Source organism: Paraglaciecola sp. (assembly GCF_039964565.1).
GTDB lineage: Bacteria > Pseudomonadota > Gammaproteobacteria > Enterobacterales > Alteromonadaceae > Paraglaciecola.
In genome coordinates this window covers 19199-30389 of the sequence record NZ_JBDVXF010000049.1, presented here as the reverse complement: position 1 = coordinate 30389, position 11191 = coordinate 19199, and the positions used below count along the sequence as shown (strand labels likewise).

The following is an 11191-nucleotide window of genomic DNA, read 5'->3' as shown; positions in this document are numbered from 1 at the left end:
TTTTATGCCAATTTTATTTAAGTACAATTTCTTGCTGATAGTTAATGGTCCCACCATATCGTTTGTCCTCAGAAAAACGCACTGCCAACTGACTAGGCTGCTTTTCGCGAATTTCTAATTTATAGGGGTATGAGCTTGTTTCGGTATAAATTGAAACATTTCTGCGGAAATTAATAACTTCACCAGTCATTTTATCGATTAGTTCAACTTTACCATGTACTGACCGGTTACCTTGGCGTTGGATGTTAAAATGTACTAGGTTGTCTTCTATTCTAAAGTCACTAAAGCTAATTTGGGCTTCCAGTTCACCTGTACGAACAATAATAGGCACATTTTGTACCATCAATGGTTCGGCTGCGAAATTGCCGGTATCCTTATTTAACGAGTCGTCAGTCGCGACATTTTCACAATAGACTTCTAAATAAGAACGATACTCTTTAGGCTCCATTTTAGCGGAGCGCCTCAAGGTAAACCTAACTGTTTGAGGAGCGCGCGCTGCGGCAGTAAAGTTTCGAGGGGAATAGCGAAACCATGGTTTGGCAGAGTTATCTGGCAACGTACCAGAGGGAACACGTGACAATTGTCCATTTTTATCAAAATTGATGTGCTGCAGACCGAGCTTACAAGTTTGTGGAACCGCCTCCTTATTAAACATCACAAAGGATGTACTGCTGTTATCACTATCTAAGTATATGCGGTAGGTAGAAAGACTTATCGCTTGAGCTGGGGTAGTCATTAACAAAAACAACATTGTTACCACTGTCAGTCTGGTTAGATTCTTCATATATGGGCTATTCACTATTTACTGTCCTATAGAATTGTTACTTACTATTTAGCTTTTTTACCTAGAAAAAAGTACTAAATTTTTATATATCTTCTCAACATTAATCAAAACCTGTGCCAATATAGCCAGTATATCTAATTTTTATTGCTACAGATTTGCTAGCAGAATCATTCTTAGTTGATAATGAATCAATAGCAAAGTGCATGATTGATATATACTGGGTTTTATAGCTTTGAATGTGGTGCAGTTAGGTTGACCAGCTTGAAATTAATTTAATTGAGTTTTACGTCTTGTCGATAGTCTATTGTGCCACCATATTTTTCGTCTTCGACGAAGCGTAACGCCAATTGATTGACTGGAATGCCTGCAGTATTTAAATGCTGGACGAGTTGTTTGGTTTCGGTATACAGAGATATGTTTCTTGTGTAATCGACAATTTCATCATTTTTCTTGTTGACTAGCTCTAAAGTTCCATACACAGAACGATTACCTTTACGATGTATAGTGAAAGATAGTTGTCTTCCCTCTAAGTGCATCGAACTAAAATTTACCTGAGCATTGAGCTTGCCAGTTCGCACTATGATGGGCACATTCTGAATTATATGGGGTTTAACGCCTACTTTTGGTTGGTCGAGGTCAGACTCAGAAGTTACCGGTGCTTCATCTGTATCACAAAATACTTTTAAATAAGAACGGTATTCAGCGGCGGCGCTATTGGCTTTGCGCCTTAGAGTGAAACGAACTGTTTGCGTTAAGTTGGGGGCAGCAATAAAATTTCTCGGTGAATAGCGAAACCACGGGGCAGCGGAATTGGTTGGGGTTATTGCGTCGTCAACTCGGAGCATTTTACCCATTTCATTAAAACCACGGTGCACTATGTCTAATTCACAGGTCTGAGGTAACGCTTCTTTGTTAAACATAATAAAGGAAGCCGTGCTGCTGTCGTTATCAAGATAGATACGATAGGTAGAAAGACTAATTGCTTGAGCGGACAGTGAACTAAACAGTATTAACGCTGCGGAAGTTCTAGATAGGTTATTGATATAATGTCTGAACACAATAATTCCTCAAAAAAAAGTCATGGTAACTAGTTAGCTACCATGACTCAATACTAATACTAGCGCTATAGGTTAGTAAACGACGTTTATCTCAAAGTCTAGGGAATATGCTTGAGCAGCAGTCAAACCTATATTGGAAGTGACTGTACCGCCAAGAGCAATACGAGATATCCCTGATTCAGGCTGACCTTGGCCTGCACTGACTGTTTCATCAGAAACAGAAGCCAATTTGACAGTTTGAGAAGCTGCAAAGGTAAACCCCGTACAGTTATCTCCATCTGCGGCTGCGTTATAGTCCCCCGCACATCCCGTGGCCTCATACTTAATACCACCAATAAAAGCGGTTCCTGGAACATCTATAGTAACGTTTGCTCCCTCTGCGCCATCTATTTCATAAATACCAGGTACTCCAGGAGTACTGGTTGAACAACCAGCACCACTCATCGCGCCGTTTGTTGCACCCGCACCCAAAGTTGAAGATGCAACGGTGTTAGACAGTTTCATCTTCGTTTCGCCAGGCCAAGCTGTTGTAAGGTTGCTTGGTTGAGCCATAGTACAAATCGAACCTGAGGCTGGTTGTAACCCGTTAAAAATCATTTCTTCACCTACAACCTGGGTAACAGAAACTTCTTTTATGGTTTTAAATGTGCCGGTAATGGGTTGATCAGTAACAGCCAATGCGCCTGAACAAAAAGTCAACAAAGCGAACCCTGCAGCAATTTTATGTAATTTTATACTCATGTTTAACTCCAAATATTTTCAACTATATGCTTGATATTGAATTGTCTTTTTAAGATCAATAAATCACGCTAACAAGGAACCTTGGGACATAGTCTGTGTCGGACGACAACCCCCCCGCTTGAACTGAGATTGTTCCGCCAACAGTAAAATGAGTCTGCCCGAACACCGTTGCTGCAACACCACTGTCTGATCCACCAGCCAGTGTCAGTACAATTGGCGCGCCAACAGTGATTGCATTACATGGGTCAGTGCCTGCTGTGCCGGCGCTACCATCATGATCAACGCCACAACCACCAGTAGGTGAAAAGTCGTAAGGACCATCTTGAGCTGCCGGGTCATTGTTTACAGTTAAGTTAACATCTAGAGTGGGTTCACCTGAAATGGAGTAAATCCCTGGTTGGGCAATTGTTGTTCCGCTGCCTATACAGCCTGCGCCATTCAGCAGGCCAAAAGCAGTTCCAGATGTGCCAGTGGTAGTACCCGCGGCACCTGTAGTGTCATCTGAAAACACATCAGCTGGTGCAGGGACAAGGGCCCCCATAGAACAGCTTACCAGTTCATCTGTAAGTATATTGGTACCAAATTCCAAATCTTGCACCGTACCAACGGTGACATCGGATATGGTGTTAACGGTCATAGTCATGGTGGTTGCTAATACACTAGAAGCGCAAGCTGCCCCCAATATAACAGTCCCGATTTGAAGAGCCAGTTTTGTTTTATTTGGTTGCATAGCAACACTCCTATTTAACAAATTAGTGTCAATTGGTTTTGCATTAAATAACAAAGCACTAATGCTCTCCAATTAACGATTTTATATAACACTAAGGAGATACAATTTCCTTAGCGGCTTTTTTGAGAAAAACTTTAGTTAAATTAGCTGGTTGCCACCGTAAGCTTACAAATATAAATATAAACTGGCTTACTGCCCCTGCTGATTAATTCAATGCAGGGTATTACCACGCTCGATTTGTTATCGGCAGGTCGACAATAAAATTTAATTTATTTTTGTTTAACGTAAAAACATTATTGTCTGACGTATAATGAAACCAATATTTTTCTAACTTAACGATAAAGTAGAACATTAAAATAGCTAACTTTGAAGTTAGTCTAATAGCACCAATCAAATATAGGGCTGAGATATTAATGTCATACAAAAGGTATTATACGTTTTTATAGTAATTACTATCCCGCCTAAGTACCACTGTGATTATTATACCTAGGGATTTTTTTAAAATAAAATTAGCAAATTAAATGCCAGCCAGATTTCTATTTTCTACTTTTAAAATCGCCAGCCCCAGTTGGCTCTTGCTCAGTCAATAAACAGTTATTTCAAGTTGTGGTATTCATATCATAGTTTAATGTTGATCTTTTTAGGTCGCTTTGTAATAAACGGCAAAATGTTACCTAGACTAAGGCCGCAGGAGGACAGGTTATTCCGGATTGACATAATACCGTCTAACGGTCGCTCGTTTACGATTTTTTATGATTTGAGAGCAAAATTAAGAGTCAACTCCTGTTCAGGTTTATGATTCGCAAACGCTTGTTGTGTAACGTATTTCTTTGGCACCAAGTTTGCTTTATGATATTTTCGAGTTTTCTCAAAAACAAAGATGAGTAAAATATTATTAACAGGTAGTCGATGTGTTTTGTCCATATAAGATGTATGAGCTCAGCCAAAATAGATTGTTGGGGCGCCGCTTCATCGGGAGCTGATATGTAACAAATAAATCTCGTTTAGATCGTTTTAACAAATGAGGACAACCAGTAAACATGAATACTAAGTTTAAAATTATATCTATGGGGCGCGTCGGCACGGTAGCAATAAATCGTTATCTTACGGGGCATCCACAGATTTCTCTACCGCCGTTTCAAGAAAGTTCTAGAGTATTTGTTTCACCAAACGAGAATATCGGTAACTTATTTGTTTCAAACGACCAGAAAATAAAGCGTCACGGAATCGTTATTCACGATGCACTGTTTTTCCATAAAAAGTATCGAAAGAAAATGGTGGCTATGAATAACATAAAAGTAGACGCTATTCTTCACATGGTCAGAAATCCTTATGATATGGTAAAAAGTTGGATCAATCACATCAATGCTTGTGCGTGTATGGGCATTATGGGGTGGGGTAAAATTCCCGCATCAGTAGAGAGTTTTTATTCACGCTACCCAGAACACTTTCATACAATGCGAGCAGGTTTTCAATGTCGAAACCTGTACAAAAATTATAAACGTACCAAAGTGATTGATTTTGAGGCCTTGAAGACAGAAAGTATCGAATCAACTATGACCGATATTCACAATTTTTTGGGTGTAGACAATAATTATCAATGTAATATGCTGCACGACAAACAAAATACCTATACCAAAGAGTTGTTACAAAAAGGAATCGATTTCAGGCTTAATAATGAAGTTATCAGAATGGGTATGGCGCCAGTAGATTTGTTTTTTCATAAGGAAAAAAACCTCAAACCTTGGATTATTATTCACGATACTGAGAAAATTTATGAGCTGTGTCCAACCCTACCTAAACTTGAAGGTGATTTAGTCTTTATTCCTAAAAATAATCAAGAGTATAAACGTTTATCGAGTAAAACCCGTAAAATGCTCAATGATGGGATCAAGGATATCGTGGGTGAAGTTTTGCCTGTTTGGGCCAAAAATGCTGAGCAAATGTCTCAGGATGTGGCAGCCATTAAGCTTAATGAATTGAGTGACGCCGATCGTGATTATGTGGCAAATATGATGAAAGAGGATTTGGATATATTCTGCCGCTATTATCCTGAATTTAAATCAAAATGGGATGTATAAATGGTCATTTGGATGACTGGATTGCCAGGAGCAGGAAAAAGTACCTTAGCCAATATCTTACTTAAACAACTACGCAACAAGGGATTACAATCTCTGGTGCTGGACGGAGATTCCTTACGTGATGCCTTGCAAGTGCATCGTTACGATTCAGAGTCACGTAAGAAATTGGCTTTTACTTATGCTCGTTTGAGTCGAATGTTTTCAAAACAAGGATCAATTGCTATATGCGCAACTGTATCAATGTTTGATGATGTCAGAGCATGGAATGCTAAACACATTTCTAATTACGTAGAAGTCTATATCAAAGTCCCTCCGAAAGTTTTACTTCAACGCAATCAAAAGAACCTGTATTCAGATGCTGAAGCAGGTAGTGGGAAAAATGTTGTTGGCTTCGATATTGCTTTGCAAGAACCTAAAGCGCCAGATTTGGTTTTAATGAATGATGGCAATGTTTGTCCAGAATCACTAGTAGATCAAATTTTCAATTTAATAATAGAGAAGAGACTTCCATGACAAAAAAACTTGGTGACTTTACCGGTTTAGCCGAAAATTATTCTAAATTCAGACCAGCCTATTCGCCATTTATATTGGATGCATTGTTAGGCATAACTAATAAACCTGCCGATCAAATAGATTTTGTTGATGTGGGGGCCGGGACTGGTATTTGGACTAGGATGGTTGCCATGCGTGGTTTAAATTCGGCTACAGCGGTAGAGCCAAATGATGACATGCGGAGTTTTGGTATAAAGGACTCGCAACAAACTAATATAAAATGGATAGAAGGAAATGGAGAAACTACTAACTTGCCTAGTAACTCTGCTGATGTATTAACCATGGCCTCATCTTTCCATTGGGTAGATTTTCAAAAAGGCATTGCCGAGTTTAGCCGAGTGTTGCGGAATCAAGGGATATTTTGTGCGCTATGGAATCCACGCTTATTAGAGGTCAATCCACTGCTTACTGAAATCGAGCGGACTTTATATGAGATGGCGCCACATATAAAAAGAGTGTCTTCTGGAAGGGCGACTTTTACTGATAACCTTCTGAATAATCTTAATGATTGCCCTCAGTTTTCTGATGTACTTTATCTAGAAGGTCGGCACGTAGTACAACAGACTCCAGAGGAATACATAGGTGTATGGTGGTCGGTCAATGATATTAGAGTTCAGGCTGGCGAGCAGTGTTTTTCTGACTTTATGAAATATGTAGAGGACAAAGTGGCTGATTTGCCTTTTATTGAAACTACTTACCAAACAAGAGCTTGGGCGGCGAGAGTCAACAAATGATATGAAGCTAAGTAAAGCCGATGTACTAAAGCAACTTGAGGGGCAGCTCGAAGCCGCAATAGTGCTACCTCAAGTTTGTTTTACCCTTGCCATGTGGCTAAAAGATGCCTCTTCCTTATTGGACCGTTTTTTTGAGGATACCCACTGGTCTAATGAAAATTTAGTCGTTCGAAGCAGTGGTATGGCTGAGGATGGTGAAAATGCTTCATTAGCGGGCCATTTTGATTCAGTACTTAATGTTTGCGGCAGAGCAGCATTGCAATCTGCCATAACGCAAGTAGTCGCGTCTTTAGAACAAAAAAATATTAACGATCAAATCTTTATTCAACCTATGTTGAGTGATGTTTCTATTAGTGGTGTGGTGTTTACTAAAGAACCATCTACTCATTCACCCTATTATGTTATCAATTATTCGCAAAGTGGAAGTACTGAATCGGTTACTTCTGGCAGTTTGAATGAAAACCTTGTCTACATCGCGAAGTGCCAATCTGGTAACGCCAAAGCTGATTGGCACAGGGTATTACTACGTTTATGTTCTGAATTAGAATTACTCTTTGAAAACGATAGTTTGGATATAGAGTTTGCGTTTGATAAGCAGCAACAATTATATTTGTTTCAAGTTAGACCGTTAGTGTTGGTGAATGAAAGTACAATGCCAATTGTTAACTCAAAGTCTAGACATCAGTTATTGTTAGAACGGGTGTATGCAACTATTAGTCGTTTGAGTAAGCCGCACCCCTATTTAAACGGTGCGAAAACACTGTTGGGAGTTATGCCAGACTGGAACCCTGCAGAAATTATAGGAATTAGGCCTAACCCTCTGGCGCTCTCACTATATAGAGAGTTAGTCACCAATTCGACCTGGGCTTATCAACGCAATAATTATGGGTATAAGCAGTTGCGCAGTTTTCCGTTGTTGGTTAGTCTCGCAGGTTTACCCTATATAGATGTAAGAGTTAGCTTTAACTCTTTTGTTCCGGCAGATATTCCTTCTTCGTTGGCTGAAAAGCTTATTAATTATTACATTGAGCAATTACAAACTAGCCCCGAAAAGCACGACAAAGTTGAATTTGATATCATTTTTTCGTGTTTTACATTGGATATTGATAAACGGTTATTGGTATTGAAAGACGTGGGTTTCGAAGAGAATGAAATTTCTCAGCTAACGAGTTCGCTCAAAACATTAACTAATAATATCATTAACCCCAATGGCTTGTGGTCCAAAGATATTCTTAAAATTGAATCATTGCCTGCCCGGCGTCAAACTATTGTCGATAGCGATTTGACCTCCGTTGAAAAAATATATTGGTTATTAGAGGACTGTAAACGTTACGGTACCTTGCCTTTTGCTGGTTTAGCTAGAGCGGGGTTTATTGCGGTACAGTTATTAAAATCCATGGTAACAGAAGGAATATTAACTGAAGGTAACTATGAGAGCTTCATGCGCTCGTTGGAAACTGTTAGTTCGAATATGGCTAAAGATAAAGTAAATTTGTCTTTTAGCGCGTTTTTAGAAAAATACGGACACTTGCGTCCTGGAACTTACGACATTTTATCTCCCCGTTACGATCAAGCACCCGAGAAATATTTTAATGGTAAGGATAGCCATAGTAATCATCAAATTTGTGAGGATTTTTCTCTAAGTCTGAAACAACTGGAAAAACTAAAGTCAAAACTTGAGGACTTAGGTATTGAGCATGATGTCATTTCATTGTTTAGATTTATTAAAGGGGCGATCGAAGGGCGAGAGTACGCAAAATTTGTCTTTTCGCAAAGCCTAAGCGATGCCATCTATTTAGTTGAACAATTAGGCGATGAAATTGGATTTAGTAAAAGCGATATGGCGTTTTGTGATATTTCAGCTTTGTATAAGGCTTATTCATCATCTGATGATATCCAAACATTAATGACCAACTCAATTATTGAAGGAAAATTATTATATCGGGATACTCAAACACTTATCCTACCTCCTTTGATAACTGATGCAGATGATGTTTATTGTTTTAAAATGCCAGAGGGAGAGCCTAATTTTATTACACTATTAAAAGTGGTGGCACACACGAGTGTCGACCTAGATGATATCGATAGTCTGGAAGGTAAAATCGTTTTTATTCCTGCTGCGGATCCGGGTTTCGATTGGTTATTTTCACATAATATATCTGGACTTATCACTAAGTATGGGGGCGCGAATAGTCATATGGCAATTCGAGCGGGTGAACTAGGAATACCCAGTGTAATAGGTGCGGGGGAAGTGCTATACAATAAATGGAAAAGCGCCGCTTTGCTGGAGTTAGACGCAGGTAATCGTAAGGTTGTGGTTTTAAGATGAAATTGATCGGCGTTACTATGAGAGCTGATAAACCGGCGGGTTACGACGAAATAAGAGACGGACTAGATCAGAAGTGGCTACCATTTTTGCACTCATGTGGTCTAACACCCATATTAATGCCAAACAGTCCCGATTTGGTAGAAATCTATCTTGAGCAATTTGTATTTAGTGGCGTGCTTTTAACTGGCGGTAATAGCCCTGCTAAATATGGAGGAGATTGTCCCGCTCGAGATGAAGTGGATACGCTTTTAATTGAATGGGCTATTCAAAATAACAAACCGCTAATAGGGGTTTGCCGCGGAATGCAAAGCATTCAATTGGCATACCAACACCCCTTAGAACCCGTTGCCGGGCATGTCGCAAAGCAACAAAACATCAGTATTAATGGCCAACAAACAGTGGTGAATTCATACCATAACTGGGGCACTAAACACTGTGATTTACCGCTTGAGTCTTGGGCGGTAAGTGAAGATGAAGTAATCAAAGCGGTTAAGCATGTGAATAACAAACTTTACGGAATAATGTGGCACCCAGAACGCCATATTCCTTTCCGAAAACCTGATATCGATTTTTTTAAGCGGACATTTAATTCATGAAAGCAATTATTTTAGCTGCGGGCGAAGGTAAAAGGTTACGTCCACTAACGGCAGACACGCCTAAGTCATTGGTCAGTATTTGGGGAGAATCTTTACTAGTTCGTCAACTACAGCAATTAAAAACGTTTGGATTAACGGACATTTCGGTTGTGACAGGCTACTGTAAAGAAAATATTGAAATCTTAGGCGTAGATACCGTTGTTAATGAAGAATACGACTCGACCAACATGGTATTTAGTTTAAGCAAAATGTTATCGAGATTGCGGCAATGTTTTGAAGAACACACCCTCATTTTGTATGGCGATATCGCGTATTCTAACGCACATTTGGCTACTTTGATCGATTCTGACTCACACTCTAAAATGGTCGTGTTGGGTAATACGAATTGGCTCGAACTTTGGTCTCAAAGATTGGAAGACCCCTTGACGGATGCTGAAACCTTCCAGTTTGATGAAAAATATCAATTACAGGATATTGGAAAGGAACCTGATTCTATTGAGCAAGTTCAGGCCCAGTACATGGGGATGATAAAAGTTAAGACGCAATTTCTAACAACGGTTTTAGCTGACTACCTAAAAAAATGTGACGGTGCGGCAAGTAAGAATATGTATATGACCGATTTAATCCAACAGGTAGCTGATAACCATAACGTAAAAGTTGAATTGGTGGCTGGAAGCTGGATCGAAATGGATACGATTGATGATTACAATTTGTATGCGAGTAAGCAGCCAGCTGACTTTGGTCTCTAAAATTTGTTTTTTTGCGGTACTTTACTCGTTTGGGTGCTCGATTTAGAAACAACTTGCAAATATTTAAGAGTCTAACGCCACTATTTGTTGTGGCGACATATCCCTAGAAGAATTAGATGTGCCAAGACTTTTACCTAACTTATGATCTACCAAACAATTACATTAAGTTGCTAATTACTACATTAGGTAAAAACTTTGATGATGACGCTGCTACTACGTTGGTTTTAAAGTTGATCAAGCGCGCATTGACCAATATCCCACGGCTATTTTGAAGCATGGTACCAGTTAACACATAACCAATATTAACGTTGTTAGAGAGTTGTTCCATGTCGCGTGAAAATGCAAAGTCTCCTCTGCCGTTTACATCGAGTTTTCCCATTATTTTGTGGTCACTGACGGGTAACCCTATTTGTTGTAATTCGTTTATAAAGGATTCTGCCAACTGAATTCCAATAGTGTTGGTGTTTTGTAGTGACGAGTCCAAATTAACAAAAGAGGCAACAACAATGGCTTGGTCTACTTCTATTCCCCTTACATCTTGTTGTAATTCCGCCGCCATTTGTTCGGTATATTCATCTAAACCATTAAAATGTAAATCTGTAGTGAATAAACTAGGATGAGAGGTTGCTTCTGTTATTTCTTTTTGTTGCAGAACCATGTCTTGGCAAGTGTAGAAAGTGCCGTCATCTTTAGCACAGAGCCTTTTATTACTGTCTTGGGTGAGCTCTATACTAGAACACGCCCCTAATGATGCGGTTAACAGTAAAATACTCACTAACTTTTTAGTCTGTAACATTGTCGTACTTCCAAAAATGAGGATAAGTTGTTGGCATTGGT

11 protein-coding genes are annotated in these 11191 nt (G+C 39.3%); 6 read left to right on the top strand and 5 right to left on the bottom strand.

Features of this window, described 5'->3' with window-relative positions; all coding sequences use genetic code 11:
• Nucleotides 1-13: 13 nt before the first annotated feature.
• The 4 genes from ABJK37_RS23635 to ABJK37_RS23620 all read right to left on the bottom strand — a co-directional run bounded on the left by ABJK37_RS23635 (nt 14) and on the right by ABJK37_RS23620 (nt 3313).
• On the bottom strand, nt 14-799 hold the full coding sequence (locus ABJK37_RS23635) for a hypothetical protein (protein ID WP_348358941.1): 786 nt from the start codon (nt 797-799) through the stop codon (nt 14-16).
• Between the two features lie 257 nt (nt 800-1056).
• Nucleotides 1057-1842, bottom strand: a complete 786-nt coding sequence (locus ABJK37_RS23630) for a hypothetical protein (protein WP_348358939.1) — start codon at nt 1840-1842, stop codon at nt 1057-1059.
• A 72-nt stretch (nt 1843-1914) separates the two neighbouring features.
• On the bottom strand, nt 1915-2583 hold the full coding sequence (locus ABJK37_RS23625; RefSeq protein WP_348358937.1) for a hypothetical protein: 669 nt from the start codon (nt 2581-2583) through the stop codon (nt 1915-1917).
• A 55-nt stretch (nt 2584-2638) separates the two neighbouring features.
• Nucleotides 2639-3313 carry a hypothetical protein gene (locus ABJK37_RS23620; RefSeq protein WP_348358935.1) on the bottom strand — a complete coding sequence of 225 codons (675 nt, stop codon included), beginning with the start codon at nt 3311-3313 and terminating at the stop codon, nt 2639-2641.
• 1040 nt (nt 3314-4353) lie between these two features.
• Here ABJK37_RS23620 and ABJK37_RS23615 point away from each other — a divergent pair.
• The 6 genes from ABJK37_RS23615 to ABJK37_RS23590 are packed head-to-tail and all read left to right on the top strand — an operon-like array spanning nt 4354 to nt 10354.
• Nucleotides 4354-5394 (top strand): hypothetical protein, encoded by a 1041-nt coding sequence (locus ABJK37_RS23615; protein ID WP_348358933.1) that lies wholly within the window; start codon nt 4354-4356, stop codon nt 5392-5394.
• On the top strand, nt 5395-5907 hold the full coding sequence (locus ABJK37_RS23610; RefSeq protein ID WP_348358931.1) for an adenylyl-sulfate kinase: 513 nt from the start codon (nt 5395-5397) through the stop codon (nt 5905-5907).
• Nucleotides 5904-6680: a methyltransferase domain-containing protein gene (locus ABJK37_RS23605; RefSeq protein ID WP_348358929.1), complete on the top strand. Its 777-nt coding sequence runs from the start codon at nt 5904-5906 to the stop codon at nt 6678-6680. Before ABJK37_RS23610 ends, ABJK37_RS23605 begins: the two co-directional genes overlap by 4 nt.
• A gap of 1 nt (nt 6681) precedes the next feature.
• The gene (locus ABJK37_RS23600; RefSeq protein WP_348358927.1) at nt 6682-9009 is read left to right on the top strand and encodes a PEP/pyruvate-binding domain-containing protein; all 2328 of its coding nucleotides are present in this window, start codon (nt 6682-6684) and stop codon (nt 9007-9009) included.
• Entirely contained in the window at nt 9006-9605 is a 600-nt protein-coding gene (locus tag ABJK37_RS23595; protein WP_348358925.1) for a gamma-glutamyl-gamma-aminobutyrate hydrolase family protein, read from the top strand. Before ABJK37_RS23600 ends, ABJK37_RS23595 begins: the two co-directional genes overlap by 4 nt.
• Nucleotides 9602-10354: a phosphocholine cytidylyltransferase family protein gene (locus tag ABJK37_RS23590; protein WP_348358923.1), complete on the top strand. Its 753-nt coding sequence runs from the start codon at nt 9602-9604 to the stop codon at nt 10352-10354. The genes ABJK37_RS23595 and ABJK37_RS23590 overlap by 4 nt, the downstream gene beginning before the upstream one ends.
• Before the next feature lie 157 nt (nt 10355-10511).
• Here the strand turns inward: ABJK37_RS23590 and ABJK37_RS23585 are convergent, their stop codons facing one another.
• Entirely contained in the window at nt 10512-11150 is a 639-nt protein-coding gene (locus ABJK37_RS23585; RefSeq protein ID WP_348358921.1) for a FlgO family outer membrane protein, read from the bottom strand.
• Nucleotides 11151-11191: the final 41 nt, after the last annotated feature.

Bases quoted from the DNA above. Each gene is read 5' to 3' on its own strand.
- ABJK37_RS23590 (WP_348358923.1), top strand. From the start codon at position 9,602: ATGAAAGCAATTATTTTAGCTGCGGGCGAAGGTAAAAGGTTACGTCCA.
- ABJK37_RS23615 (WP_348358933.1), top strand. From the start codon at position 4,354: ATGAATACTAAGTTTAAAATTATATCTATGGGGCGCGTCGGCACGGTA.
- ABJK37_RS23595 (WP_348358925.1), top strand. From the start codon at position 9,006: ATGAAATTGATCGGCGTTACTATGAGAGCTGATAAACCGGCGGGTTAC.
- ABJK37_RS23625 (WP_348358937.1), bottom strand. From the start codon at position 2,583: ATGAGTATAAAATTACATAAAATTGCTGCAGGGTTCGCTTTGTTGACT.
- ABJK37_RS23605 (WP_348358929.1), top strand. From the start codon at position 5,904: ATGACAAAAAAACTTGGTGACTTTACCGGTTTAGCCGAAAATTATTCT.
- ABJK37_RS23620 (WP_348358935.1), bottom strand. From the start codon at position 3,313: ATGCAACCAAATAAAACAAAACTGGCTCTTCAAATCGGGACTGTTATA.
- ABJK37_RS23585 (WP_348358921.1), bottom strand. From the start codon at position 11,150: ATGTTACAGACTAAAAAGTTAGTGAGTATTTTACTGTTAACCGCATCA.
- ABJK37_RS23610 (WP_348358931.1), top strand. From the start codon at position 5,395: ATGGTCATTTGGATGACTGGATTGCCAGGAGCAGGAAAAAGTACCTTA.
- ABJK37_RS23600 (WP_348358927.1), top strand. From the start codon at position 6,682: ATGAAGCTAAGTAAAGCCGATGTACTAAAGCAACTTGAGGGGCAGCTC.